The sequence below is a fragment of the Enterobacter sp. PL_is511 genome (assembly GCF_055816065.1).
On record NZ_JBVPGP010000024.1, the window covers coordinates 1 to 25,502 of the forward strand.

23 protein-coding genes and 2 tRNA genes are annotated in these 25,502 nt (G+C 56.7%); 18 read left to right on the forward strand and 7 right to left on the reverse strand.

The genetic code is table 11. The features are described 5' to 3' along the window. Positions 1-56: 56 nt before the first annotated feature. A tRNA-Asp gene (locus tag AC0TN7_RS15410) sits at positions 57-133 on the forward strand. Positions 134-293: 160 nt separating this feature from the next. Next, positions 294-1,097 (forward strand): 2,5-didehydrogluconate reductase DkgB, encoded by an 804-nt coding sequence (gene dkgB, locus AC0TN7_RS15415; RefSeq protein ID WP_024909445.1) that lies wholly within the window; start codon positions 294-296, stop codon positions 1,095-1,097. 29 nt (positions 1,098-1,126) lie between these two features. Here the strand turns inward: dkgB and yafC are convergent, their stop codons facing one another. After that, positions 1,127-2,032 (reverse strand): DNA-binding transcriptional regulator YafC, encoded by a 906-nt coding sequence (gene yafC / locus AC0TN7_RS15420; protein WP_024909446.1) that lies wholly within the window; start codon positions 2,030-2,032, stop codon positions 1,127-1,129. 104 nt (positions 2,033-2,136) lie between these two features. Here yafC and AC0TN7_RS15425 point away from each other — a divergent pair, with 104 nt between their 5' ends. From AC0TN7_RS15425 to AC0TN7_RS15435, 3 genes are all read left to right on the forward strand, one after another. After that, the gene (locus tag AC0TN7_RS15425; protein ID WP_048990299.1) at positions 2,137-3,312 is read left to right on the forward strand and encodes an MFS transporter; all 1,176 of its coding nucleotides are present in this window, start codon (positions 2,137-2,139) and stop codon (positions 3,310-3,312) included. Positions 3,313-3,448: 136 nt separating this feature from the next. Then, entirely contained in the window at positions 3,449-4,249 is an 801-nt protein-coding gene (locus AC0TN7_RS15430) for an endonuclease/exonuclease/phosphatase family protein (protein WP_024909448.1), read from the forward strand. A gap of 75 nt (positions 4,250-4,324) precedes the next feature. Beyond that, positions 4,325-5,098, forward strand: coding sequence for a class I SAM-dependent methyltransferase (locus tag AC0TN7_RS15435; RefSeq protein ID WP_048990296.1), 774 nt, complete (start codon positions 4,325-4,327; stop codon positions 5,096-5,098). A 52-nt stretch (positions 5,099-5,150) separates the two neighbouring features. On the opposite strand, the gene mltD is transcribed toward AC0TN7_RS15435, so the two are convergent. Together mltD and gloB are read right to left on the reverse strand one after the other, a co-directional pair. Then, a complete protein-coding gene (mltD, locus tag AC0TN7_RS15440; protein WP_032645479.1) occupies positions 5,151-6,515 on the reverse strand; it encodes a murein transglycosylase D in 1,365 nt (454 codons plus the stop codon). A 68-nt stretch (positions 6,516-6,583) separates the two neighbouring features. Beyond that, complete coding sequence (gene gloB, locus AC0TN7_RS15445) at positions 6,584-7,342, reverse strand: hydroxyacylglutathione hydrolase (RefSeq protein WP_267214414.1); 759 nt, start codon at positions 7,340-7,342, stop codon at positions 6,584-6,586. Positions 7,343-7,374: 32 nt separating this feature from the next. Between gloB and AC0TN7_RS15450 the strand changes: the two genes are divergently transcribed. After that, positions 7,375-8,094 carry a class I SAM-dependent methyltransferase gene (locus tag AC0TN7_RS15450; protein WP_024909452.1) on the forward strand — a complete coding sequence of 240 codons (720 nt, stop codon included), beginning with the start codon at positions 7,375-7,377 and terminating at the stop codon, positions 8,092-8,094. Here the strand turns inward: AC0TN7_RS15450 and rnhA are convergent. Further along, positions 8,091-8,669: a ribonuclease HI gene (rnhA, locus tag AC0TN7_RS15455; RefSeq protein WP_175557791.1), complete on the reverse strand. Its 579-nt coding sequence runs from the start codon at positions 8,667-8,669 to the stop codon at positions 8,091-8,093. The two genes, AC0TN7_RS15450 and rnhA, sit on opposite strands and share 4 nt — an antisense overlap. Here rnhA and dnaQ point away from each other — a divergent pair. From dnaQ to AC0TN7_RS15500, 9 genes are all read left to right on the forward strand, one after another. Further along, positions 8,623-9,354 carry a DNA polymerase III subunit epsilon gene (gene dnaQ / locus AC0TN7_RS15460; RefSeq protein ID WP_055726119.1) on the forward strand — a complete coding sequence of 244 codons (732 nt, stop codon included), beginning with the start codon at positions 8,623-8,625 and terminating at the stop codon, positions 9,352-9,354. The genes rnhA and dnaQ overlap by 47 nt on opposite strands. A gap of 132 nt (positions 9,355-9,486) precedes the next feature. After that, positions 9,487-9,563: transfer RNA gene (locus AC0TN7_RS15465), tRNA-Asp, on the forward strand. 379 nt (positions 9,564-9,942) lie between these two features. Next, complete coding sequence (locus AC0TN7_RS15470) at positions 9,943-10,662, forward strand: FadR/GntR family transcriptional regulator (protein WP_463727028.1); 720 nt, start codon at positions 9,943-9,945, stop codon at positions 10,660-10,662. Continuing rightward, positions 10,659-11,672 carry an ABC transporter ATP-binding protein gene (locus AC0TN7_RS15475; RefSeq protein WP_208763518.1) on the forward strand — a complete coding sequence of 338 codons (1,014 nt, stop codon included), beginning with the start codon at positions 10,659-10,661 and terminating at the stop codon, positions 11,670-11,672. Before AC0TN7_RS15470 ends, AC0TN7_RS15475 begins: the two co-directional genes overlap by 4 nt. Next, entirely contained in the window at positions 11,669-12,751 is a 1,083-nt protein-coding gene (locus tag AC0TN7_RS15480) for an ABC transporter ATP-binding protein (RefSeq protein ID WP_024909456.1), read from the forward strand. The genes AC0TN7_RS15475 and AC0TN7_RS15480 overlap by 4 nt, the downstream gene beginning before the upstream one ends. A gap of 2 nt (positions 12,752-12,753) precedes the next feature. Continuing rightward, positions 12,754-14,268 carry an ABC transporter substrate-binding protein gene (locus tag AC0TN7_RS15485; RefSeq protein WP_024909457.1) on the forward strand — a complete coding sequence of 505 codons (1,515 nt, stop codon included), beginning with the start codon at positions 12,754-12,756 and terminating at the stop codon, positions 14,266-14,268. Positions 14,269-14,286: 18 nt separating this feature from the next. Next, positions 14,287-15,228 carry an ABC transporter permease gene (locus AC0TN7_RS15490; RefSeq protein ID WP_015571382.1) on the forward strand — a complete coding sequence of 314 codons (942 nt, stop codon included), beginning with the start codon at positions 14,287-14,289 and terminating at the stop codon, positions 15,226-15,228. A gap of 2 nt (positions 15,229-15,230) precedes the next feature. Beyond that, positions 15,231-16,106 carry an ABC transporter permease gene (locus tag AC0TN7_RS15495; RefSeq protein WP_024909458.1) on the forward strand — a complete coding sequence of 292 codons (876 nt, stop codon included), beginning with the start codon at positions 15,231-15,233 and terminating at the stop codon, positions 16,104-16,106. A 9-nt stretch (positions 16,107-16,115) separates the two neighbouring features. Beyond that, positions 16,116-17,717 (forward strand): gamma-glutamyltransferase family protein, encoded by a 1,602-nt coding sequence (locus AC0TN7_RS15500; protein ID WP_473702258.1) that lies wholly within the window; start codon positions 16,116-16,118, stop codon positions 17,715-17,717. A 475-nt stretch (positions 17,718-18,192) separates the two neighbouring features. Here the strand turns inward: AC0TN7_RS15500 and AC0TN7_RS15505 are convergent, their stop codons facing one another. Both AC0TN7_RS15505 and fadE read right to left on the reverse strand, forming a co-directional pair. After that, positions 18,193-18,963, reverse strand: a complete 771-nt coding sequence (locus AC0TN7_RS15505) for an amidohydrolase (protein WP_024909460.1) — start codon at positions 18,961-18,963, stop codon at positions 18,193-18,195. Between the two features lie 108 nt (positions 18,964-19,071). After that, positions 19,072-21,516: an acyl-CoA dehydrogenase FadE gene (gene fadE, locus AC0TN7_RS15510; protein WP_024909461.1), complete on the reverse strand. Its 2,445-nt coding sequence runs from the start codon at positions 21,514-21,516 to the stop codon at positions 19,072-19,074. Between the two features lie 239 nt (positions 21,517-21,755). On the opposite strand from fadE, the gene lpcA reads away from it, so the two are divergent. Both lpcA and AC0TN7_RS15520 read left to right on the forward strand, forming a co-directional pair. After that, positions 21,756-22,334, forward strand: coding sequence for a D-sedoheptulose 7-phosphate isomerase (gene lpcA, locus AC0TN7_RS15515; RefSeq protein ID WP_010427884.1), 579 nt, complete (start codon positions 21,756-21,758; stop codon positions 22,332-22,334). A gap of 46 nt (positions 22,335-22,380) precedes the next feature. Further along, positions 22,381-23,148, forward strand: a complete 768-nt coding sequence (locus AC0TN7_RS15520) for a class II glutamine amidotransferase (protein ID WP_008500262.1) — start codon at positions 22,381-22,383, stop codon at positions 23,146-23,148. Here AC0TN7_RS15520 and dpaA read toward each other — a convergent pair. Next, entirely contained in the window at positions 23,119-23,859 is a 741-nt protein-coding gene (gene dpaA / locus AC0TN7_RS15525; protein ID WP_024909462.1) for a peptidoglycan meso-diaminopimelic acid protein amidase, read from the reverse strand. The two genes, AC0TN7_RS15520 and dpaA, sit on opposite strands and share 30 nt — an antisense overlap. A gap of 298 nt (positions 23,860-24,157) precedes the next feature. On the opposite strand from dpaA, the gene AC0TN7_RS15530 reads away from it, so the two are divergent. Next, complete coding sequence (locus AC0TN7_RS15530) at positions 24,158-25,501, forward strand: Na(+)-translocating NADH-quinone reductase subunit A (protein ID WP_267217180.1); 1,344 nt, start codon at positions 24,158-24,160, stop codon at positions 25,499-25,501. Position 25,502: the final 1 nt, after the last annotated feature.

The window sequence follows — 25,502 nt, forward strand, 5'->3', positions numbered from 1 at the left end:
ATCAAATTAAGTAGTAAGCCGGTGCATAAATCCGGTGGTTACAAGCAGTCTTCGGTGGAGCGGTAGTTCAGTCGGTTAGAATACCTGCCTGTCACGCAGGGGGTCGCGGGTTCGAGTCCCGTCCGTTCCGCCACTTATTAAAAGCCCTGAGCTAACGCTCAGGGCTTTTTTCTTATCTGACGTTTAATTATTGCGAAATTAGCAAAAATCCTCTGCGTTTTGCGATCTTTTTCTCTATAACACCGCCAGCGATAATCGTCCTCAGTTTACGAACATAACGATTGAGGAATATTATGACTCTCCCTGCATTTGGTCTGGGCACTTTCCGCCTGAAAGACGACGTTGTTATCGCATCAGTTAAAACCGCACTCGAACTGGGCTATCGCGCAGTTGATACGGCACAGATCTATGAAAACGAAGCTGCCGTTGGACAAGCTCTCGAAGAGAGCGGTGTACCGCGTAATGAGCTGTTCATTACCACGAAAATCTGGATTGAGAATCTCAGCAAAGACAAGCTTATCCCTAGCCTGAAAGAGAGCCTGAAAAAACTGCGTACTGACTACGTCGATCTGACGCTGATCCACTGGCCATCACCAAACGATGCCGTCTCCGTGGAAGAATTCATGCAGGCGCTGCTGGAAGCGAAAAAGCAGGGCTTAACCCGCGAAATTGGGATCTCCAACTTCACCATTCCGCTGATGGAAAAAGCCATTGCCGCTGTTGGCGCAGAAAATATTGCGACCAACCAGATTGAGCTGTCGCCATACCTGCAAAACCGCAAAGTCGTGGACTGGGCAAAACAGCACGGGATCCACATCACGTCATACATGACGCTGGCCTACGGTAAAGCGCTGAAAGATGAAGTGATTACGCGTATCGCTGAGAAACATAACGCGACTGCTGCGCAGGTGATTCTGGCATGGGCAATGGGGGAAGGTTATGCCGTGATCCCATCATCAACTAAGCGTGAAAACCTGGCCAGCAACCTGTTAGCAACGGATCTTCACCTGGATGCTGACGATAAAAAAGCGATCGCAGCCCTGGAGTGCAACGATCGCCTGGTCAGCCCGGAAGGCTTAGCCCCTCACTGGGATTAAGTTTTACCCACCCTCTGTAACCTGAACCCTCACACAGCTCCTTCGGGAGCTGTTTTTATATGTTCACTCAGGAAGTCAATAAAGGCCCGTATGCGCGTGCTTACCGCTCTGTCACTGTAATACACTGCGCTAAAAGGCATCTCTACCGGCAGACGCTTATCGGCCATTAACTCCACAAGTTCACCGCGCGCAATTTCTTTATCAATCATGTAATCCGATAAACAGGCGATGCCATTCCCGGTAAGGCACAGCTGCTTCAACGTTTCCCCGCTGTTTGAGGATAATCCGCAGGTAATTTCATGAAGTTGACCATCATGACAGGCGACAGGCCAGGTGTTCAGTGACACCGGCTCCGTAAAGCCCAGGCACAGATGCTGCTTCAGTTCTTCGACCGTCTCCGGTTTACCATGTTCAGCAATATACTCTGGTGATGCGATAATTTTGCGGTAGCTGGCAAACAGAGGGCGGGCACGCAAGCTTGAGTCGGTCAGGGTTCCTGCCCGGATAGCCACATCCACTTTACGCTCGATGAGGTTGATAAACGTCTCTGAGGAGACCAGAGAGAGCGTCATCTCCGGATAACGTTCGCGGAAAGGTTTAATCAGCGGCATCAGAAAGTGAAGCACCACCGGCGTGGCCGCATCAATGCGCAGTAACCCACGCGGCGTGCTGCGGGTCTCCATAATCTCCGTCTCCGCTGCAGCCATCTCCTGCAGTACCGACTGCACGCGGCGAAAATAACGCTCTCCTTCTTCCGTCAGGCTCAGTTGACGCGTCGTTCGGTTGAGCAGACTCACCCCAAGCTTCATCTCCAGCTTTTTTACCGAGCGGCTAATGGCTGAGTTAGCCTGTCCCAGCTGTTCGGCCGCGCGGCTAAAGCTGCCGCTTTCGACGACGGCGACAAAGATTGTCAGCTCTTCTGACGTTGCTTTCATTGTTGCACCACCCGCAAAATTCTATTGATATTTTGACCATTTTTGTTATTTAAGCACTGGCGCATACTGCCTGTCATCTTAATCCTGATGATACGGAGTATTTTATGCCACTGGCGCTTCTTGCCCTGACGATCAGTGCCTTTGCAATTGGCACGACCGAATTTGTTATCGTGGGGCTGGTTCCCACCATTGCTAACCAGCTTGCGATCTCGTTGCCTTCCGCCGGGCTGCTGGTGTCCATCTATGCCCTGGGCGTCGCCGTCGGTGCGCCCGTGCTGACGGCCCTGACCGGACGTTTTCCGCGTAAGCAGCTGTTAGTCGCGCTGATGGTGCTGTTCACCGCCGGCAACGTGTTGGCCTGGCAGGCACCGGACTACACCACGCTGGTCATCGCTCGTCTGTTGACCGGCCTTGCACACGGGGTGTTCTTCTCGATTGGTTCCACTATTGCAACCAGCCTGGTACCCAAGGAGAAAGCGGCGTCTGCCATTGCGATCATGTTCGGTGGGCTGACCGTCGCTCTTGTTACGGGCGTACCGCTGGGCACGTTTATCGGACAGCACTTCGGCTGGCGTGAAACGTTCCTGGCCGTCTCCTTACTGGGCGTCATTGCCCTGGTGACCAGCCTGCTGCTGGTACCGTCGAATATTCCTGGCCGGGCCAGCGCCAGCCTGCGCGATCAGCTGAAGGTGCTCACGCATCCGCGTTTGCTGATCATCTATGCGGTCACGGCGCTGGGCTATGGCGGCGTATTCACCGCCTTCACCTTCCTGGCACCGATGATGCAGGACCTGGCAGGCTTCTCCCCCAATGCCGTGAGCTGGATTTTGCTGGGATACGGTATTTCCGTTGCGATTGGCAATATCTGGGGCGGCAAGCTTGCGGATAAGCATGGTGCGGTACCGGCGCTGAAATTCATCTTCGCCGCCCTGGTTGTTCTGCTGATGATTTTCCAGTTCACGGCTTCGCTACACTACGTCGCGCTGGTCACGGTGCTGGTCATGGGGATCTTTGCCTTTGGTAATGTGCCCGGGCTTCAGGTTTACGTTGTCCAGAAAGCCGAGCTCTATACGCCAAATGCGGTGGATGTGGCATCGGGTCTGAACATTGCCGCATTTAATATCGGCATCGCGCTGGGCTCCATCATTGGCGGACAAACCGTAGAGCATGTTGGATTAACTCAGACCCCATGGATTGGCGCGGTGATTGTCCTGGTCGCCTTCCTGTTGATTGGCCTGAGTGGACGTCTTGATAAACCCGCTCGTGTCGCGCTGGGATAAAATCAGTAAGTGATTGCTTACAAAACTGGAAAGCGGTTTCTCAGAAATTGCGTTGAAAGTATGACCTAAAGTCCCTATAACATTAGAACCAGTCCGTTTTCCGGGCTGGTTCATGTTACAGAGGCTGTTTCCAAAAGTGCGAAAAAATACCTATGCCATGCGTTATGTTGCCGGAATGCCCGCGGAGAGGATCTTGCCTCCGGGGTCATTTGCGAGCATAAGCCAGGCATTACCCGCCGGCACTCCGTTAAGCAGCGATGAAAAAATCCGTGTACTGGTGTGGAATATCTTTAAGCAGCAGCGTGCAGAGTGGTTATCGGTCCTCAAGAATTTTGGCAAAGATGCCCATCTGGTTCTGCTCCAGGAGGCGCAAACCACCCCTGAGCTGGTCCGGTTTGCCACCACGAACTATCTTGCCGCCGACCAGGTGCCTGCATTTGTTCTGCCACAACACCCCTCAGGCGTGATGACGCTTTCAGCAGCACATCCCGTCTATTGCTGTCCTCTGCGCGAACGTGAACCTATTCTGCGTCTGGCAAAATCGGCGCTGGTGACGGTCTATCCGCTGCCGGATACCCGTATGTTGATGGTCGTGAATATCCACGCGGTAAATTTCAGCCTGGGCGTGGATGTCTACAGTAAGCAGTTACTTCCCATTGGCGATCAGATTGCGCATCACAGCGGGCCCATTATTATGGCGGGCGATTTCAATGCCTGGAGCCGTCCACGCATGAACGCGCTGTATCGCTTTGCGCGCGAAATGTCGCTGCGTGAAGTTCGTTTTAGCGATGACCAGCGCAAAAAAGCCTTTGGTCGTCCTCTCGACTTTGTCTTCTATCGTGGTTTGAGCGTGCATGACGCCTCTGTTCTGGTGACGCGCGCCTCGGATCATAACCCTCTACTAGTCGAATTCAGTCCCGGCAAACCTGATAAATAATGGTGTGTCAGGTCTGCCGTGGGGCAGGCCTGCGCGGGTGCTGCCCTTTATTTTCCACTCACAAAGGACAGTACAATGACAACAACACACTCCCATCATGACAACGTAGAAAAACAGTTTGGTTCTCAGGCAAATGCCTACCTGAGCAGCGCAGTGCATGCTTCTGGCCGCGATCTGGTGCGTCTCGGTGAACGTCTGGCGGCATTCCCGCAGGCCCACGTGCTGGATTTAGGCTGCGGGGCAGGGCATGCCAGCTTTACGGCTGCACAGCATGTCGCGCACGTTACCGCGTATGACTTATCAAGCCAGATGCTGGACGTCGTTGCCGAGGCGGCGAAAGCGAAGGGGCTGGACAACATTGATACGCGTCAGGGCTATGCCGAATCATTACCTTTTGATGATGCGTCGTTTGAGGTGGTGATCAGCCGTTACTCCGCGCACCACTGGCATGATGTTGGCCAGGCATTACGCGAAGTCAGACGTGTTCTGAAGCCGGGTGGCATCTTCATTATTATGGATGTGATGTCCCCTGGACATCCGGTGCGCAATATCTGGCTGCAGACGGTCGAAGCGCTGCGCGATACCTCGCACGTGCAAAACTACGCCGGCGGAGAGTGGTTGTCATTTATCACTGAAGCGGGGCTGATCGCGCGTGCGTTGATTACAGACCGCTTACCGCTTGAGTTCAGCTCGTGGATCGCGCGTATGCGCACCCCGGAAGCATTAAGCCAGGCAATCAGGCTGTATCAGGAGAGTGCGTCCGCAGAGGTAAAGGCATACTTTGAACTGCAGGACGATGGCTCGTTTACCAGCGATACCATCATGGCTGAAGCGCAAAAAGCGGGATAAACAAAAAAGGCACCGAGGGGAATCGGTGCCTTTTTATCTTTCGATCGTGCTATCAGGAGTCTGGCGTCGCGCTGTTCTTCACAAACAGCGTCAGCTGGTCGCCAGGTTTCAGATTGTCAGTATCATTGTTCCAGCGCATCACATCCTTGATGTTCACGCCGTGTCGTTTTGCGATACTGGACAGTGAATCGCCCTTGCGCACGCGATAGGTAATGCTATCACTGTTGCTGGCGAGACGCTGTGCGCTGCTACCTGCACCTACCGTCAGAGTCTGACCCACTTTCAGGCCTGAACTGCGCAGGTTATTCCACTGCTGCAGATCTTTTGCATTCACGCCAAGACGTGACGCAATGCCCGAAAGCGTATCACCTGAACGAACCTTATAACTGCGGCTGTTAACTGATGAGACATCCGCGATCAGCGTTGACTGAACGGCGGCGATTTCACCCGAAGCTAAAGACTCACGTAACTGCTCAGCATGTTTCTGCGGAACCATTACATACTGCGGGCCACTTGCCCCCAGGGTTGAGCCTTTAACGCCAGCATTAAAGGTTTTCAATTTACTTACCGACATACCCGTCATATCAGCAACCTGTTGAATATCAACCGGATTGCTGAGGCGAACACGCGCCAGTGCACGACTTTCGTCTGGTGTTGGCAGTTGTACACCGTAACGCTTGCTGTTCTTGAGAATATCGCTCAATGCCAGCATTTTCGGTACGTAAATCTTTGTTTCCTGTGGCAGTGAGAGCGACCAAAAATCGGTGGATTTACCCCGTGCTTTATTCGCTTTCATTGCCTTCAGTACACGACCTTCGCCGCTATTGTACGCTGCGACCGTTAACAGCCAGTCACCGTCAAACATCTTGTTCAGACGTTGCATCATGTCGAGAGCGGCTGTCGTTGAAGCGACAACATCGCGACGCGCATCATAGTTGCGGGTCTGTTTCAGACCATAGTTTCGCCCGGTGCTCGGAATGATCTGCCAAATGCCTGCGGCATTGGCGCCAGACGTCGCGTGTGGGTCAAAAGCGCTCTCCACTATGGGTAGGAGTACCAGCTCCATAGGCATGTTACGTTTCTTAACTTGCCCGGCTATCCAGTACATATACGGCTCTGCCCGTAACGTTACATCGTGGAGATAGCTCTTATTACTTAAATACTTCTGTTTCTGTTCGCGAATCCGGGTATTTTCCGGAATTCCCATCTTTAGCTCGTCGCCAATAGAGGTCCACAAGTCTTGATCCTGCGCGAAAGATGTTCCATCGTCCATCCAGCGCGCCGAACTTGCAAACTTCCCTGCTTCCCCTTGACCAGCTGCAGAAAGGCTCTGTGCGTGCTGTTGTACGTTGCTGCCGTTCTGCGACTGGCAACCTACAAGCAGGACAGAGGCGAGTAATATCGCTTTTGCCTTCATGTGTGTGTCAATAGTTGCTTAAAAGACGAGCGATAATAACGGCGAAATTTTGAAAAGGCAACCCGCAATTATCTGAAGTTATCTTTCTTTGACCTTAACCATGCAAATCGCTGTTCTGGTTGTTGCAAATTTGTTTCTTGGTTAATTTTATTAATTAAATCAATATCATCTGTTCGTAAAAATAAATTAATTTGGCGCTCATTTTTCAGAATTACGGGTAGTGTTTTTTGGTCTTTTGCACGTAACTCCTTCACTTTGTGATAATAATCCTGAATCGCCCGATCCTCGGGTAAGAGGCTCACGGCAAACTTCATATTTCCTAATGTATACTCATGGGCGCAACAAATAATGGTGTCATCGGGTAACGCATTAATCTTCTGTAAAGACTGGTGCATTTGAGCTGGCGTGCCTTCAAACAGTCTTCCGCAGCCTCCGGAGAACAACGTGTCGCCGCAAAAAAGATAAGGTTTACTGTAGAAACACAGATGTCCCAAAGTGTGACCTGGTGTAGCAAATACGGAAAACTCCCACTCGCGTATGAGGATAGTTTCGCCTTCTTCGACTACTTGCGTGACGCCCTTATCTTGTGCCTCCGCCGGTCCGTAAACCACCAGATGCGGAAAATGAGCGCGCAGTTCAGGCACGCCGCCAGTATGATCGTGATGGTGATGCGTCAACAGAATGGCTTCCGGCTGCCAGCCGTTCTCTTTTATTGCGCGCAGAACGGGGGAGGATTCTCCGGGATCGACAATGACGCATCGGCGATCGTCGTCAACCAAAACCCAGATGTAATTGTCCTCAAAGGCTGGAATACTGATAAGATTCATACATTACCTCTTATAGCGTGGCGGGTGTTTTGATGAAACCGGCAAGGATACCTCAGACTGTCGCAGCACCGGAACGTTGGGCGGAATTGCCCTGGGGTGAATACTATCGCGAAGCGTTAGAACAACAGCTGAAGCCCTGGCTTGCGAAGATGTATGGCTTTCACCTGCTTAAGATTGGCAATCTCAGCGCGGAAATCAATACCGAAAGCTGCGCTATCTCGCATCAGGTCAACGTCTCTCTCGGCGGAGCGCCGGTTCAGGTGAAGGCAGACCCGTTGCATCTGCCGTTTGCAGAGAAATCCGTTGATGCCTGTTTGCTCGCCCACACGCTGCCCTGGTGCAGCGATCCGCATCGTCTGCTTCGCGAAGCCGATCGCGTGCTGATTGATGACGGCTGGCTGGTACTGAGCGGGTTTAATCCGCTAAGCCTGATGGGCCTGCGTAAGCTGGTACCGGTACTACGCCGGGCCCCACCTTACAACAGCCGGATGTTCACCATGATGCGCCAGCTCGACTGGCTTTCGTTGCTGAACTTTGAAGTGCTCTGCTACGGTGGTTTTCAGGTGCTGCCCTGGGCGCGGCAGGGGGGCGTTGTACTGAGTACCCACCTCCCCGCGTTGGGCTGTTTGCAGTTTATCGTCGCGCGTAAGCGAACCATTCCCCTTACGCTTAACCCCATGAAGCAGAGCAAGTCGAAAACGCCCATCCGCCAGACCGTCGGCGCCACGCGGCAGTACAAAAAAACCGATTAAACGTCGGGCTGATAGCCCGCATCTTCATGAGCGGGATTGGATGCCGCAGCACGCGCCAGTTCGTCGCAGCGTTCGTTTTCCGGGTGGCCTGCGTGGCCTTTAACCCACTCCCACTTAATCTGGTGCTGGCCCAGCGCAGCATCAAGACGTTTCCAGAGATCGACGTTCTTGACCGGTTTCTTATCGGCGGTTTTCCAGCCGCGTTTTTTCCAGTTATGGATCCACTGGGTAATCCCCTGGCGCACGTACTGACTGTCGGTGCTTAACACCACGTCACAATGTTCTTTTAACGCCTCCAGCGCCACGATGGCCGCCATCAACTCCATCCGGTTGTTGGTGGTCAGAAAATAGCCTTCGCTAAAAGTTTTTTCGTGCTGGCGATAGCGCATAATCGCGCCGTAACCGCCGGGGCCTGGGTTACCGAGACAAGATCCATCGGTGAAAATTTCTACCTGTTTACGCATCTCTGGTAGACTTCCTGTATTCGAAACGTTCAGTAAAACGATAAGTCTGACATAAATGACCGCTATGAGCACTGCAATTACTCGCCAGATTGTCCTCGATACCGAAACCACCGGTATGAACCAGATCGGCGCGCACTACGAAGGGCATAAGATCATCGAGATCGGCGCCGTTGAAGTGGTGAACCGTCGTCTTACGGGGAACAACTTCCACGTCTACCTCAAACCCGATCGGCTGGTGGATCCGGAAGCGTTCGGCGTTCACGGGATTGCCGATGAGTTCTTGCTGGATAAGCCGACGTTTGCTGATGTCGCTGACGAGTTCCTGGAATATATCAAGGGTGCCGAGCTTGTCATCCATAACGCCTCGTTCGATATCGGCTTTATGGATTATGAATTCAGCAAGCTTAATCGTGATATCCCGAAGACGAATACCTTCTGTAAGGTGACGGACAGCCTGGCGCTGGCAAGGAAGATGTTTCCCGGCAAGCGTAACAGCCTGGATGCGCTCTGCTCGCGCTACGAGATAGACAATACCAAACGAACGCTCCACGGGGCGTTGCTCGATGCCCAGATCCTGGCGGATGTCTATCTGACGATGACCGGCGGGCAGACCTCAATGAAGTTCAGTATGGAAAATGAATCCCAGCAGACGCAAGGCGAAGCGGGCATTCAGCGTGTTGTCCGTCAGGCAAGCCGGTTGCGGGTTGTTTTAGCCAGTGATGAAGAGCTTCATAACCACGAATCCCGGCTTGATCTGGTCCAGAAGAAGGGCGGTAGCTGTATGTGGCGCGCCTGAAAAAACGCCGGAATGCCTGTAAAATCATCGTTTGGGCGATTTTTGCAGCAAACGATTCAAAACGCGAGAAAAAGCGTTGACGAGATCGGAGGCGCACCGTAATATGCGCCTCGTTCCCCAAACGGGAACAGTGGAGCGGTAGTTCAGTCGGTTAGAATACCTGCCTGTCACGCAGGGGGTCGCGGGTTCGAGTCCCGTCCGTTCCGCCACTATTCAGAAGGCCTGAATCAGAAATGATTCAGGCCTTCGTCGTTTCAGCATTCTGTAATCTCATCCCCTCAACCATCGTTAACAAAAAGTTAATATCTATGGTGCAATTAATTAACAATTGCACAAATACAGTGCGTTATCTGCACTGATATTGTGCATTTAACCACCGTTCCTCTCTTCAGACCTCAGTCAGAATGTGTCTTTCTGTAAAAATAATTCACGCAGAATCATTTGGTTATCTCCCGCTTTCCAAAAAATAACCGAACCAATTGCGTATTGGTTTGGTTATTGCTTAATCATTAGCACGATAAGCTTCATTCCATATCAATAACTTATCGTTAATAAAAATAAAATTATGATTAAAGCGAGCGAACCAATATGGAAAAACCGTCACGGTTTCTGGCCAATTCCAGCACCGCGCTTGAGCAGCTGCGCGGGCTAATCAACCAGCATGAGTCAACACCAGGCATACCGCTGCCCACGGAACGTGAGCTGTCGGAAACTCTCGGCGTAGGGCGACGTGAAGTGCGTCGTGCGCTGGACGTGCTGGAAGAAGAGGGGCGAATCTGGCGTAAGCAGGGCAAAGGGACCTTTATTGGTCCGGCGGCACCTGTTGAACCGCTGGCCCTTCAGGGATTGGTTCAGCAGACCAACCTTCTGGAAGTGATGGAAGCTCGTCTACAGCTCGAACCCGGCTTAGCCCGGCTTGCGGCACTTCGTGCCACCAGGGAAAACCTAGCGCTCATGCAGCGCATGCTGGAACGCATCGATAAGGTCAGCCCGGATGACCGCGATCTCAACGAACTGTGGGATAGCGCCTTTCACCGTGCGATTGCCGAGGCGGCGGGCAACCGTCTGATGCTCGGCCTGTTTGATGCCATTGATGCCGTGCGGCGTGAACCGGGCTGGCAGCATCTGCGCGAGCTGGCTCGCACCCCCGAACGTGTCGACAGCTATAACGACCACCACCACAAGATCATGGCTGCGATTATCCATCGCCAGCCAAATGAAGCCGCGACCGCCATGCGCGAACACCTGCTCAGCCTGCAAACCGCCCTGATTCAGGCGATCCACCTCGAGGACGACTTCACGCCATGACGACAATACCCTTTAAGGACGCCACGCCCGTATTGCGAGTGCAAAACCTCAACGTTACGTTTGCTGGCTCGCCGGTTAGCGTGCTTGATGGTATTTCTCTGACCGTCAGGGCGGGCGAAACGCTCGCGCTGGTGGGGGAGTCCGGCTGCGGGAAAAGTATCACCTCACTGGCGCTGATGGGGTTACTGCCCGCCAGCGCACGGATCGTCAGCGGGGAGATGCAGTTCCGCCGCCACGATCTGCGCAAGCTCTCACCGCGGGAATATGCCGATCTGCGCGGCAGCGAGCTGGCGATGATTTTTCAGGAGCCGATGACCTCGCTCAATCCGGCGTTTACGCTGGGCGATCAGCTTAGCGAAGCGGTTATACGACACCAGAACGTCTCGCGCGCAGAGGCGATGAAGGTCGCGCTGCAGATCCTCGAGAAGGTACAGATCCCGGCGGCAGAGATGCGCCTGAAAGCGTATCCCCACCAGCTTTCCGGCGGCATGCGCCAGCGCGTGATGATTGCGATGGCGCTGATTAACCATCCCAAACTGCTGATTGCTGACGAGCCCACCACCGCGCTCGACGTCACCATCCAGGCGCAAATCCTTGCCTTGCTCAACGCCTTAAAAGAGGAAACCGGCACGGCAGTGCTGATGATCACCCACGATTTAGGCGTGGTGGCAGAAGTCGCCCAGCAGGTCGCCGTGATGTATGCCGGGCAGGTGGTGGAGCAGGGGAGCGTGGAGGCTATTTTTGCCGACCCGCAGCACCCGTACACCATCGGCCTGATGGGCTCGATCCCCTCGCTGGGCGCACGCAAGGGCCAGCTCTCCACCATTCCCGGCGCGGTCCCGCTCCCGGAATCCATGCCGAAAGGCTGTCGTTTCGCGACGCGCTGCCCGTTTGCGCAGACGCGCTGCCACGCTGAAAAACCGCAGCTTACTACGCTCGGTGCGGGTCATCAGGTCGCCTGCTTCCGCGTGCCGCTCGAACAGCACATTGCCCTGGGAGAAATCGCATGACCGCGCCCATTCTTGAAGCCCGTGACCTCAGCAAGCTTTTCCCCGGCCCGAAAAAACTCTTTACTCCGGCACGGTTTGTCACGGCGGTCGATCGCGTTTCGCTTGCCGTGATGCCGGGCGAAACGCTGGCGATCGTCGGCGAATCCGGCTCCGGAAAATCCACGCTTGGCCGTCTGCTGCTGCGCCTGCTGGCCGCCAGCGAAGGGCGCGTGTTTTACCAGGGGGAAGAGATCACGCATGCCTCGGGGGCGCGCCTCAATCAACTCCGGCGCGAGCTGCAGATCATCTTCCAGGATCCCTTCGCCTCCCTGAACCCGCGCATGACGGTGGAGCAGATCGTCGGCGAGCCGCTGTGGCTGCACCAGAACATGAAAAAAGCGGATCGCCAGTACCGCGTTGCCGAGCTGCTTAAAACCGTTGGCCTGCCCGCCGCCTGGGCCGGCCGGTATCCGCACGAGTTTTCCGGCGGGCAGCGCCAGCGTATCGGCATTGCGCGCGCGCTGGCCTCGGGACCGAAGCTGCTGCTGGGTGATGAGCCGGTATCCGCGCTGGACGTCTCCGTTCAGGCGCAGGTGGTCAACCTGCTGGAAAGCCTGAAGCACCAGCTGGGGCTGACGATGGTGATTGTCGCCCACGGCCTGGCGGTGATCCGCCATATGAGCGACCGCGTGGCGGTCATGTATCTTGGGCAAATCGTCGAGCTTGCCACCGTGGATGAGATTTTTGACGCGCCGCTGCATCCCTATACCCAGGCGCTGATCGCCTCGGCGCCGCAGATGCAGCCGGGCATTGAGCGAGATGCGCCGCTGCTGCAGGGGGATCTGCCCAACCCAGCCAGCCCGCCGTCCGGCTGTCGTTTCCACACCCGCTGCCCGTACGTCACCGACGAATGCCGTCAGGTCGAGCCGATCAATCAGGTGCTCGACGGCGGGCGTCAGGTTGCCTGCCACCGCTGGCAGGAGATCAACCGCGATCGCAGCGTTATCCAGATTGCACCGCCATCCGCCGCTTTTCTGCGCCGCCGCGCGCTGTTTGAACACGCGGCCACTCACTCGTCCCTTCCTTCAAGGAACTCATGATAATGACAATGCGTAATTCTCTTTTGACCGTACTGGGAAGTGTTATGTTGCTTGGCGCGGCGCTGCCCGCCCATTCTGAAAGCGTGCTGCGAATCGGTCTGGGCGCTGACCCGGACATGCTCGACCCGCATCTGGCGCGCACCTACTATGGCCGCTTCGTGTTTGCCTCCCTGTGCGACAGGCTGGTGGACGTGGATGAAAATCTGAAGGTTGTTCCCGGTCTGGCCAAAGACTGGGCGTGGAGTGCGGACGGTAAAACCCTGACGCTCAATCTGCGCGAAGGCGTCACCTTCCACGACGGAGAGAAATTCGATGCCGCCGCGGCAAAATATAACCTCGACCGCGCCCTGACCTTAAAAGGCTCCCTGCGTAAAAGCGAGATCTCCTCCGTTGAATCGGTCGAGGTCACCGGCCCAATGCAGATTGCGCTGCACCTGAAGACCCCCGATGCCGCGCTGCTGATGCAGCTCACCGACCGCGCGGGCGCGATGATGGCCCCTGAAGCGGCGAAAAAGCCTGATTTTGCCGCCCATCCCGTCTGTTCCGGCCCGTATAAATTCGACAGCCGTGTGTCCCAGGACCGCATCGTGCTGACCCGCTTCGACAACTACTGGAACAAAGACGCCTACCACTTCGACAAAATCATCTATCTGCCGATCCCGGATGCCTCCGTGCGTCTGGCGAACCTGCGTGCGGGCGATCTCGACCTGACCGAAGGCATCGCCGCCAGCGATGTGAAAACCGTCGAGGCTGACAGCAAGCTGGCGCTGGCAAAGGTAACGGGCCTGGGCTATCAGGGCATCACCTTTAACATCAACAACGGCAAGGTGCCGGCGAACGATCCGTTTAAGGATGCCCGCGTGCGCGAGGCCTTCTCGCAGGCTATCGACCGCGATGCGCTAAACCAGGTGGTCTTTGAAGGGCTCTACACCCCGGCCAACCAGGCGTTTTCACCGGTCAGCCCGTATCACGTTAACCTGCCGGTCCCGCCGCGTGACGTCGATAAAGCCAAAGCGCTGCTGAAAGCCGCCGGTGTGACCGCGCCGCTGACCGTCAACCTGCTGGTGCCGAACAACCCAACCTCGCAGCAGGTGGGGCAGGTATTGCAGGCGATGGTGGCCGAGGCGGGCTTCACCCTGAACCTGCAGATGACCGAATTCGCCACGCTGCTCGATCGCCAGCAGAGCGGTGACTATCAGCTGAGCTTCTCCGGCTGGTCGGGTCGCCCGGATCCGGACGGCAGCATCTACGGCTTTATCAACAGTAAAGGCACCCTGAACGACGGCCGCTACAGTAATGCGCAGGTGGATGAGTGGCTGACCCAGGCACGCCAGAGCACCGACCAGGCCGCGCGCCAGCCGCTGTACGACAAGGTGGTGAAGCAGCTGCAAACCGACATGCCTATTGCCTACCTCTACTTCGAGCCGCGCATTTTCGGCCTGAACAAAAGCGTGCAGGGCTTTAAGCCTTACCCGGACGGCATCGTGCGTCTGGCGGGTTTGACGCTGGCGAAATAACCGTCCTGAGGAGAGCCCATGCTGGAACTGATTTGCAAACGTCTGCTGCTGGCCGTCCCGACGCTACTGCTGGTGAGCATGATGGTGTTTGGGCTGCAAAAGCTGCTGCCCGGCGACCCGCTGATCGCCATGGCTGGCGAGGAGCGCGATCCGGCGGTCATCGCTCAGCTGCGTGCGGAGCTGAACCTCGATGCGCCGATCCCCGTGCAGTATTTCCACTGGCTGACGCGGGCGCTGCAGGGGGATCTGGGCGTCTCCTTACGCACGCACGAGCCGGTGACGCAGCTGATCGCCAGCAAGCTGCCGGTCACGCTGGAGCTGTCCCTGCTGGCGATGATTATCGCGCTGGTGTTTGGCATCAGCATGGGGATCCTCGCGGCGGTGAACAAAAACAGCTGGGTCGATCACGGGGCGAACTTCGTGGCGATCTCGGGGATCTCGATCCCGCACTTCTGGCTGGGGATCCTGCTGATTCTGGTTTTTTCGGTGAACCTGCAGTGGCTACCCGCCTCCGGCTACGTGCCGTTCAGTGAAGATCCGATCCAGAACCTGCGTACGCTGCTGCTGCCCGCGTCCGTTCTCGGAACGGGCCTCGCGGCAACGCTGATGCGCCATACCCGCGCCTCGATGATTGCCGTGCTAAAGGCGGATTACATCCGCACCGCGCGCGCTAAGGGGCTGCTGCCGAAGGCGGTGATCTTAAAGCACGCGTTTCGCAACGCGCTGGTGCCGGTGATTACCCTCACCACGCTGCTGTTTGGCGAGCTGCTGGGCGGTGCGGTGCTGACCGAACAGGTTTTCACCATTCCGGGCTTTGGCAAGATGATCGTCGACTCGGTGTTTAACCGTGACTACGCGGTGGTGCAGGGCGTGGTGCTGATCGTGGCGATTGGCTTCCTGATGCTCAACCTGCTGGCCGACGTGCTCTACGTCCTTATCAACCCGAAAATGCGAGGTTAACCATGGCGGAACTGACGACGCAAACCGTTACGCCCGCGCTGCCGCGCGCGCAGAACCGGGTACTGAAGAAATTCCTCGGCAATAAAAGCGCGGTGATTGGCGCGGTGGTGGTGGGGTTCTTTGTGCTGGTGGCGCTGCTGGCGCCGTGGATCGCCCCGTTCGACCCGGTGAAAGCCAACTTCCTGGCGGTGCGCAAAGCGCCGTCGGCGATGTACTGGTTCGGCACCGACGAGCTGGGGCGCGACATCTTATCCCGCATTATCTGGGGGGCTCGCACCTCGCTGATGGCGGGCTGTATGTCGGTCGTTATTGCGGTGGTTATCGGCGTGCCGCTGGGGCTGGTGGCGGGCTACTTCCAGAAGATGTGGGACGGCGTGATCTCGCGCTTTATCGAGGCGCTGCTGGCCTGTCCGTTCCTGATCATGGCGATCGCGCTGGGGGCATTTTTGGGCCCAAGCCTGACCAACGCGATGATCGCCATTGGCCTCTCCGCGATGCCGATCTTTGCCCGCCTGACGCGCGGCCAGGTGATCGCCATTCGCAACGAAGAGTATATCGACGGCGCGCGGGCGATTGGCCTACCGGATCGCTGGATCATCATTAAATACGTCCTGCCCAACGTGATGTCGCCGATCCTGGTGCAGGCCACGCTGGCGATTGCCTCGGCGATAATCGCTGAAGCCAGCCTGTCGTTTTTAGGGCTGGGACAGCAGCCGCCCAATCCGTCCTGGGGGTCCATGCTCAACACCGCGAAAGGGTTTCTGGAGCAGGCCCCGTGGATGTCCATTTTCCCCGGCGTGGCGATTTTCCTTGCCGTGCAGGGCTTTAATTTACTCGGCGACGGGCTGCGCGATGCGCTCGATCCGCGCCATGACTAAGGAGTCATGATGACCAAAGCGCTTGATTTTACGTCCGGTTACGATTCACGCCGCCCGCCGATGCTGGGCCATAACGCCGTTGCGACGTCTCAGCCGCTGGCGGCGCAGGCGGGCATGAAGATGCTGCAGCTGGGCGGGAATGCCGTGGATGCGGCCATTGCCACCGCGATGGCGCTGACGGTGGTCGAGCCGACCGGCAACGGGATTGGCAGCGATGCCTTTGCCATCGTCTGGGACGGCGAAAAGCTGCACGGCCTGAACGCGTCCGGTCGTTCTCCTGCGAGCTGGCATGCGGATCTGTTTGCCGGAAAAACCGCGGTGCCGGAAATTGGCTGGGACGCGGTGACCGTGCCGGGGGCGGTATCCGGCTGGGTCGCCATGGCGGAACGCTTCGGCACGCTGCCGCTGACCACGCTGGCGCAGCCCGCCATTGACTATGCGCGCAACGGTTTCCCGGTCTCGCCGCTGATTGGGCATCTCTGGCAGCGCGGCTATAGCAAGCTGAAAGATCAGCCGGGCTTTAGCGCCTGCTTCGCACCGGAAGGCCGCGCCCCGCGCGTGGGGGAGATCTTCCGTAACCCGGCGCAGGCGAACTCGCTGGAGCTGATCGCCCGCACCAACGGCGAAGCCTTTTACCGCGGCGAGCTGGCACAGAAAATCGCTTCTTTTGCCAAAGAACACGGCGCGCACCTGACGGCTGAGGATTTAGCCAACCATCGCGTGGACTGGGTAGAGCTGCTGTCGCGCGACTTCGCGGGCGGTTCGGTGCAGGAGCTGCCGCCTAACGGTCAGGGGATCGCCACGCTAATTGCGCTCGGCATTCTTGAGCAGTGCGGCATTGAGAAGCATCATCCGGATTCCGTGCAGTCTCTGCATCTCTCCATTGAGGCGATGAAGCTGGCGCTGGCGGATCTCGACCGCTACGTGGCGGATGAAGAACACATGGCGTTCGCGGCGAAAGAGCTGCTGAGCGACCATTACCTGAAGTCGCGCGCGGCGCTGATCAACCACGACAGCGCATCTGATTTTGTCTACGGTTCCCCGACGCAGAGCGGCACGGTCTACATCAGCACCGCGGATGCCAGCGGGATGATGGTCTCGTTTATTCAGTCCAACTATATGGGCTTTGGGTCAGGCATCGTGGTGCCGGATACCGGGATCAGCCTGCAAAACCGGGGCTGCGGGTTTGTGCTGGATCCTAATCACCCGAACGCGCTGGCGGGTAGCAAGCGTCCGTTCCACACCATTATTCCGGGCTTTGCGATGGACGGCAACGGCCAGCCGCTGATGTCCTTCGGCGTGATGGGCGGCCCGATGCAGGCGCAGGGGCACATGCAGATGGCGCTGCGCATCATGCTGCACGGGCAAAACCCGCAGGCGGCAATCGACGCCCCGCGCTGGCGCGTGGTGCAGGGCAGGGAGGTGATCGTTGAATCAACGTTCGATCGCAATACGATTGCCGCGCTGCGCGAACGCGGGCATCAGATCGTGGTGGAAGATCCGCTGCAGGATTACAACTTTGGCGGGGCGCAGGTGATCTATCGCCTGCCGGAAGGGCACTACGTGGCCGCGACGGAAAGCCGCAAAGACGGGCAGGCGTTGGTGAGTTAATGTTTTATCCTCCCTCTCCCTTTGGGCTGAGGGATCCCCGGTAATTTTTTAGCCGGAAGCGATAAATATTGTTTCAGGATAATTAATGACTTACAGCGATGCCCTGATCCGGCTGTAAATCGCTGAGGCGTTTCCTGTAGGCCGGGGCGAGGCGCAGGGATGCGCCGAGAGGGCGGGCTTTACATGGACGTTGCCTCCGCCCGTCCCCGACAAGCCGGAAGGAATAAGCCGAGGGCACCGCGAAGCGGCGATTTACCGCCGGGAGCCCGGGTCGCCAGGGTGGTGGCGACTGAGCCACCCTGGCACGTTCACAGGTTGTGTCGTTACAGAGTAGCGAGGAACATAAAGTGAACGGAATAACCTCCGCAGTCGTATGTTCCCCCTCACCCCAGCCCTCTCCCTCAAGGGAGAGGGAGTCGTCTTTGCTGGCATTATTTTATGGGGATCTCTCAACCCTTTGGGTGAGGGGAAAATTTCAGCCGATGCTAAACGGATCCGCATCCTGCCACGCCGGAAACTTCTCCCGGTACTCTTTCAGCGCCGTTAACGACAGCTCCGCATCAATGCGCGTCGCCTGGTGCGGCTCGGCAGTGGCGATGATCTCGCCCTGCGGATTCACCACCCGGCTGTCGCCGCGGTAGTGATGTCCGTTGCCGTCCGTTCCCACGCGGTTACAGCCCACCACGTACGCCTGGTTCTCAATCGCGCGCGCCACCAGCAGCGACTGCCAGTGCAGGGAGCGCGGTGCAGGCCAGTTGGCGACATACAGCGCCAGGTCGTAATCGTTGCGGTTACGCGACCACACCGGGAAACGCAGGTCGTAGCAAACCAGCGGCAGAATACGCCAGCCTCGCCACTCGAACACCACGCGCTCGTGACCTGCTTCATAGTGATGATGCTCATCCGCCATGCGGAACAGGTGGCGTTTATCGTAAAAATGCACTTTTCCTTCCGGCTCGACCAGCAGGAAGCGGTTCACCGGCCCGCGTTCGGTCTGCAGGGCGGCGCTCCCGGCAATCAGCGCATTAGTCTGCTGCGCTTTGACATGCATCCAGGCGACCACCTCATCCTGCGGCATTGACTGTTGTGCCGCTTCCATGGCGAAGCCGGTGGTGAACATTTCCGGCAGGACAATCACATCACGCCCGGTAATGTCTTCCAGTTGGCGATCAAAGTGGCGCAGGTTGGCGGGGCCATCCATCCACACTAAAGGTTGCTGCAAAATAGAAATCTTCAGACCAGGCACAATTCAGACTCCTCAAACGACCACTTTTTGACACTGTAGCACGACATAACGAGAAAATGTGGCAATAAAAAACCCCGCGCGAGGCGGGGTTTGTATAAGCGAAACGCGTTATGCCGCTTCAGGTTTGCGGTGCTTCTCCGGCAGCTTTACCGGCTGCGTCGCCAGCTCGTCCGGTTCGAAATCATCCACGTTAATACTGCGCAGACGGCTCTCTTCGGCTTTCACCAGCAGAGCGGCTTCATCTTTATTGATAATGCCACCGGCGAGCGCCTGTTTTGCCAGTTCGTCCAGACGGGTAAACGGCAGGTTTTTGCCCAGCTGTTTACAGATCTTCTGGTGAATCGGATCGGCAGCCATCACGTCCAGCAGCGCTTCTTCCAGCAGACCCACCGGGTTATGTGGCGTCGGCGTCAGATACTGACCACGACCGATACGGGAGCGGGTTGCGCTCGGTACCTGCAGGATCTTCGCCACCTTGTGGTCCAGCTTGTCGGACGGCGCCAGGTGGTGACGACCGGTCGGGAAGATCACCACGCGCAGGGCGCCTGCCACAAAGCGGTTCGGGAAGTTCGCCAGCAGATCGTCAATCGCCTGTTCAGCCTGATACATCGCATCCTGCACGCCCCAGTGCACCAGCGGCAGATCCGCTTCCTGACGGCCTTCATCGTCGTAACGTTTCAGGACCGCAGAGGCCAGGAAGATCTGGCTCAGCACATCGCCCAGACGGGCAGAGATACGTTCGCGACGCTTCAGGCTGCCGCCCAGCACCGCCATGGAAACGTCAGACAGCAGGGCCAGGTTGGCGCTCAGACGGTTCAGATGCTGGTAATAACGTTTGGTCGCATCGCCGGTCGGCGTGGCGCTGGTAAGGCCGCGCGTCAGGCCCAGCCAGAAGCTGCGCACCTTGTTGCTGCCCACGTGACCGATATGTTTGAACAGCAGCTTATCGAAGGCATCCACGTCGTTGTTCTGCGCGGCGGCCATCTCTTCCAGAACGTAAGGATGGCAGCGAATTGCGCCCTGACCGAAGATCATCATGCTGCGGGTCAGGATGTTTGCCCCTTCCACGGTGATGGCAATCGGTGCGCCCTGATAGCCGCGCGCCAGGAAGTTGCCTTCGCCGAGCATAATGCCTTTACCGCCCGCGATATCCATCGCGTCAATGATTGACTGCTGCGCGCGGTGGGTACAGTGGTACTTCACAATGGCGGACAGTACGGCTGGTTTTTCGCCCAGCATAATGCCGTAGGTAATCAGCGTGGCGGCAGCATCCATCACGTAGGCGTTGCCCGCGATACGCGCCAGCGGCTCTTCGATACCTTCCATCTTGCCGATGGAGATTTTGAACTGACGGCGGATGTGAGCGTAGGCACCAATCCCCATCGCGACCGACTTCAGACCGCCGGTTGAGTTCGAAGGCAGGGTAATGCCGCGGCCCACCGACAGACATTCCACCAGCATACGCCAGCCCTGACCGGCCATTTTCGGGCCACCGATGATGTAGTCAATCGGCACAAAGATATCCTGACCGCGGGTCGGACCGTTCTGGAACGGCACGTTCAGCGGGAAGTGACGACGACCAATCTCGACGCCTGGGGTAGAGGTTGGGATCAGCGCACAGGTAATGCCCAGATCTTCTTCACCGCCCAGCAGTTTTTCCGGGTCAGAGAGCTTAAAGGCCAGACCCAGCACGGTGGCGATAGGTGCCAGGGTGATATAACGCTTGTTCCAGGTCAGGCGCATGCCCAGCACCTGCTCGCCCTGCCACTCGCCCATGCAGACCACGCCGGTATCCGGGATCGCGCCCGCATCGGAGCCCGCTTCCGGGCTGGTCAGCGCGAAGCACGGGATTTCCTGACCGCGTGCCAGACGCGGCAGGTAGTGATCTTTCTGCTCTTCCGTACCGTAATGCTGCAGCAGTTCGCCCGGCCCTAAGGAGTTAGGCACGCCAACGGTAATCGCCAGGATCCCGGAAACGCCTGCCAGCTTTTGCAGCACGCGAGCCTGAGCGTAAGCGGAGAACTCCAGACCGCCGTACTCTTTCTTGATGATCATCGCGAAGAAGCGATGCTCTTTCAGGTACGCCCACAGCTCTGGCGGCAGATCGGCCATTTCGTGGGTGATGGCAAAGTCGTTTGCCATACGGCAGGCTTCTTCTACCGGGCCGTCAATAAAGGCCTGTTCTTCAGCGGTCAGGCGCGGCTGCGGGTAGTTATGCAGCTTTTTCCAGTCCGGATTGCCCTGGAACAGGTCGCCTTCCCACCAGGTAGTGCCCGCATCAATCGCTTCTTTCTCGGTACGCGACATTGGCGGCATCACTTTGCGGAAGCCTTTGAACACCGGCGCAGAGATCATTGATTTACGCATCGGCGCCAGGTTAAACGGCAGAAGAATGATGGCAAGAGGGACTAAAAGCCAGATATTCCAGAGACCTGCGACGCCAAGCGCAGCCGTCCAGGCCAGAAGAATCAGGCTGCTCAGGAATAAACTTACGCGGTGATAGAACAACACACCGAGCAGAACAACGGTTGCGAGAATGCTCAAAATCATCATAAAGAAAAGCTCCCTTGCTTGTAGGAGGTCTGACCACTTGTGATGATATGGTTGTAGTTGATGTAAATTCCTTTAGCAATGTGTTTACAAAATAATTACAACCTGGTTCACATTGTTCGTGTTTTAGCCGGCACAAAAAATCAAAACGCCGGACGATTCGCATGGCTTTAGCTTCTCGCTTTTCGCGCTATCCGGTACACTCCACTGTGTTATTTCATCAATACTGAAGGATTATCCTCATGTACCAGGATCTTATTCGTAACGAACTGAACGAAGCGGCGGAAACGCTGGCGAACTTTCTGAAAGATGATGCCAATATTCACGCTATTCAGCGCGCAGCGGTCCTGCTGGCCGACAGCTTCAAAGCCGGTGGCAAAGTGCTCTCCTGCGGTAACGGCGGTTCCCACTGCGACGCGATGCACTTTGCAGAAGAGCTGACCGGACGCTATCGCGAAAACCGCCCGGGCTACCCGGCGATTGCGATTTCAGACGTGAGCCACATCTCCTGCGTAGGCAACGACTTCGGTTACGATCACATCTTCTCCCGCTACGTTGAAGCGGTAGGCCGTGAAGGCGACGTGCTGCTGGGGATTTCTACCTCCGGCAACTCCGGCAACGTGATCAAAGCGATCGCTGCCGCGCGTGAAAAAGGGATGAAAGTCATCACCCTGACGGGTAAAGATGGCGGTAAGATGGACGGTACGGCGGACGTTGAAATCCGCGTTCCGCACTTCGGTTATGCTGACCGTATTCAGGAAATTCACATCAAAGTGATCCACATCCTGATCCAGCTGATCGAAAAAGAGATGGTTAAGTAAGACTTCGCTGGGGGCACTCTTGCCCCCGCTGTTGTGGAGGTGACGTATGTGCGAACTGCTCGGGATGAGCGCCAATGTGCCAACCGATATCTGCTTTAGTTTCACCGGGCTGGTTCAGCGCGGTGGAGGAACCGGGCCGCATAAAGACGGCTGGGGCATCACCTTCTACGAAGGCAAAGGGTGTCGCACGTTCAAAGATCCACAGCCCAGCTTTAACTCACCGATTGCCAAACTGGTGCAGGACTATCCCATCAAGTCCCGCTCGGTGATCGCCCACATCCGTCAGGCTAACCGTGGCGAAGTGGCGCTGGAAAATACCCATCCGTTTACCCGCGAGCTGTGGGGCCGTAACTGGACCTACGCGCACAATGGGCAACTCACGGGCTATAAGTCGCTGGAGACGGGCAATTTCCGCCCGGTCGGCGAAACGGATAGCGAAAAAGCCTTCTGCTGGCTGCTGCACAAGCTGACGGAGCGGTATCCCCGCACGCCAGGCAACATGGCTGCCGTGTTCAAATACATCGCTACGCTGGCGACCGAGCTGCGTGAAAAAGGCGTGTTCAACATGCTGCTCTCTGACGGCCGCTATGTGATGGCGTTCTGCTCGACGAATCTGTTCTGGATCACCCGCCGTGCGCCGTTTGGCGTGGCGACGCTGCTGGATCAGGATGTGGAGATAGACTTTCAGAAGGAGACCACACCGAACGATGTGGTCACAGTCATTGCAACGCAGCCGCTGACGGGCAACGAAACCTGGCAAAAGATTATGCCAGGCGAGTGGGTGCTATTTTGTCTCGGGGACCGTGTAATTTGACGCCAGCTGTGGATGGACGACTTCGTGGCTCAGCGGTTTGCTGACCACGTAACGGCCATCTACGATAGAGACCACCGGTGGCTTGTGGGTCTGCTCAAAGTAGTCGTAACCTGGCTTCAGCTGTTTCCAGAAATCCGCGTAGTATGAGTACTTGTGACGCGCCATGTTGGCGTCCGTCATGCGGAACGGATAGATGCTGACCTGTACGCTAGGCTGTCCAAAGACCAGCGCGCCGGTCACGAACTGGAATATCTCATCAATGCCGGAATCGGTCATCGCATAACAGCCGATAGACACGCAGGCACCGTGGATCATCAGGTATTTACCTTCATAACCGTGCGCACGGTCATAGGCATTCGGGAAGCCGATGTTAATGGCTTTATAGAAGCGGCTGTCAGGCTTGAGCTGGCTGCGCTGAACGTTGTAGAACCCTTCCGGACTTTTGAAGTCGCCCTGACGCTGTTTTGGCCCTAGCCCGCCGGAGTAGTTACAAATTTTGTAACTATCAAGCAGCTGATAGGTCTCGCCCATTTTCACAAACAGATCGAGAGTGCGTTCTTCCTTGAAGATTTGAATATAAACCGGCGATCCCATTAACTGCTGTTTATATTCCTTGCTGACCGGCGTCGTTGAGCTATTACTGCTGAGCAGTCCGGCAAACGACATGCACGGAATCAGAAGCATCGCAATGAACAATGCGATTTTACGCATACTACTAGTTCCTTGATAAAACCATGACCAACTTGCCAGGACGGCAAAAGAGACCCGAAATCAGATTATTCTGTTAGGAGCGCTCACATTAGCACCGCTATAGATTTTCGCAAGAGCCGGGCGGTGAGTTTACAAATTAGTTTTACTTTATAAACCATCAAAATCGCGATGGCTCCAGGAACTTTGCGCATTAGCTCGCAATTTGGCGCGCGCGACGGCGGATTCCCTGCCCGCGAGAAGGGGAAAATGTTACACTTCGCGGCCACTGGATTGTTGTTCATGGAAACCTGCTAACCACATGTTTAAAATAAAAAAAGGACTTGATCTGCCGATTGCAGGCGTGCCCGCGCAGCACGTTTCGACAGGCGCAAGCGTTCATCATGTCGCCATTGTGGGCGACGACTACCTGGGAATGAGACCTTCTATGTTGGTACAGGAAGGCGGTCGCGTGATCAAAGGACAGGCGCTCTTTGAGGACAAAAAAAATCCCGGCGTGGTGTTCACGGCCCCCGCAAGTGGCACCGTTGTGGCGATTAACCGTGGCGAACGGCGCGTTCTGCAGTCGGTGGTTATCCGCATTGAAGGCAACGAACAGCGTGAATTCGCCCATTACGATGCCGCAGACCTCGCGTCGTTGAGCCGTGACGCCGTTCAGGCTCAGCTTCTGGCGTCCGGTTTATGGACCGCGCTTCGTACGCGTCCCTTCAGCAAATCCCCTGTTCCGGGCACGGAACCGGCCGCGATTTTCGTCACGGCCATCGACACCAACCCGCTTAGCGTGGATCCGCAGCCGGTTATCCTGGCACAGCGCAAAGCCTTCGATGCCGGATTGACCGTTTTAACCCGCCTCACGTCAGGGAAAGTCCACGTTTGCCAGGCCGGCGGCGGCAAGCTTGGCGGGCATCCGCAGGGGCAGGTCACGTTTAATGAGTTTGCTGGCCCGCATCCGGCGGGTCTGGTCGGAACGCACATCCACTTTCTTGAGCCGGTAAGCCTGACGAAACGGGTCTGGCATCTGAATTATCAGGACGTCATCGCCATCGGTAAGCTTTTTACTACGGGTGAACTCTGCGCGGAACGCGTCATCGCCATCGGCGGGCCGCAGGCTGCACACCCGCGCCTGGTGAAGACGCTGCTGGGCGCAGACATCAATGAACTGCTGGTGGGGGAAACCAAAGAGGGTGAAAACCGCCTGATTTCCGGTTCGGTCCTCAGCGGACGCCATGCTGCCAATGCACACGCGTATCTGGGACGTTTCCATTTGCAGGTCAGCATTGTGCAGGAAGGGCGTGAGAAAGAGCTGTTCGGCTGGGTGCTGCCCGGTGCGGAAAAATATTCCGTCACCCGCACCACGCTGGGCCATTTCCTGCGTAATAAGCTGTTTAGCTTCTCGACCAGTACGCACGGTGGCGAGCGCGCCATGGTCCCGATTGGTAACTACGAGCGCGTCATGCCGCTGGATATTCTGCCGACCATGCTGCTGCGCGATCTGCTCGCCGGTGATACCGACAGCGCTCAGGCGCTGGGCTGTCTGGAACTTGACGAAGAAGATCTGGCGCTCTGTACCTATGTCTGTCCGGGAAAATACGAATATGGACCGGTATTGCGCGAGGTGTTAACCCGCATTGAGCAGGAAGGATAAC

What these genes read in the sequence shown, in the direction of transcription:
- dkgB (WP_024909445.1), top strand. Translation starts at nt 294, where the DNA reads ATGACTCTCCCTGCATTTGGTCTGGGCACTTTCCGCCTGAAAGACGAC.
- yafC (WP_024909446.1), bottom strand. Translation starts at nt 2,032, where the DNA reads ATGAAAGCAACGTCAGAAGAGCTGACAATCTTTGTCGCCGTCGTCGAA.
- AC0TN7_RS15425 (WP_048990299.1), top strand. Translation starts at nt 2,137, where the DNA reads ATGCCACTGGCGCTTCTTGCCCTGACGATCAGTGCCTTTGCAATTGGC.
- AC0TN7_RS15435 (WP_048990296.1), top strand. Translation starts at nt 4,325, where the DNA reads ATGACAACAACACACTCCCATCATGACAACGTAGAAAAACAGTTTGGT.
- mltD (WP_032645479.1), bottom strand. Translation starts at nt 6,515, where the DNA reads ATGAAGGCAAAAGCGATATTACTCGCCTCTGTCCTGCTTGTAGGTTGC.
- gloB (WP_267214414.1), bottom strand. Translation starts at nt 7,342, where the DNA reads ATGAATCTTATCAGTATTCCAGCCTTTGAGGACAATTACATCTGGGTT.
- AC0TN7_RS15450 (WP_024909452.1), top strand. Translation starts at nt 7,375, where the DNA reads ATGAAACCGGCAAGGATACCTCAGACTGTCGCAGCACCGGAACGTTGG.
- dnaQ (WP_055726119.1), top strand. Translation starts at nt 8,623, where the DNA reads ATGAGCACTGCAATTACTCGCCAGATTGTCCTCGATACCGAAACCACC.
- AC0TN7_RS15470 (WP_463727028.1), top strand. Translation starts at nt 9,943, where the DNA reads ATGGAAAAACCGTCACGGTTTCTGGCCAATTCCAGCACCGCGCTTGAG.
- AC0TN7_RS15475 (WP_208763518.1), top strand. Translation starts at nt 10,659, where the DNA reads ATGACGACAATACCCTTTAAGGACGCCACGCCCGTATTGCGAGTGCAA.
- AC0TN7_RS15480 (WP_024909456.1), top strand. Translation starts at nt 11,669, where the DNA reads ATGACCGCGCCCATTCTTGAAGCCCGTGACCTCAGCAAGCTTTTCCCC.
- AC0TN7_RS15485 (WP_024909457.1), top strand. Translation starts at nt 12,754, where the DNA reads ATGACAATGCGTAATTCTCTTTTGACCGTACTGGGAAGTGTTATGTTG.
- AC0TN7_RS15490 (WP_015571382.1), top strand. Translation starts at nt 14,287, where the DNA reads ATGCTGGAACTGATTTGCAAACGTCTGCTGCTGGCCGTCCCGACGCTA.
- AC0TN7_RS15495 (WP_024909458.1), top strand. Translation starts at nt 15,231, where the DNA reads ATGGCGGAACTGACGACGCAAACCGTTACGCCCGCGCTGCCGCGCGCG.
- AC0TN7_RS15500 (WP_473702258.1), top strand. Translation starts at nt 16,116, where the DNA reads ATGACCAAAGCGCTTGATTTTACGTCCGGTTACGATTCACGCCGCCCG.
- fadE (WP_024909461.1), bottom strand. Translation starts at nt 21,516, where the DNA reads ATGATGATTTTGAGCATTCTCGCAACCGTTGTTCTGCTCGGTGTGTTG.
- lpcA (WP_010427884.1), top strand. Translation starts at nt 21,756, where the DNA reads ATGTACCAGGATCTTATTCGTAACGAACTGAACGAAGCGGCGGAAACG.
- AC0TN7_RS15520 (WP_008500262.1), top strand. Translation starts at nt 22,381, where the DNA reads ATGTGCGAACTGCTCGGGATGAGCGCCAATGTGCCAACCGATATCTGC.
- dpaA (WP_024909462.1), bottom strand. Translation starts at nt 23,859, where the DNA reads ATGCGTAAAATCGCATTGTTCATTGCGATGCTTCTGATTCCGTGCATG.
- AC0TN7_RS15530 (WP_267217180.1), top strand. Translation starts at nt 24,158, where the DNA reads ATGTTTAAAATAAAAAAAGGACTTGATCTGCCGATTGCAGGCGTGCCC.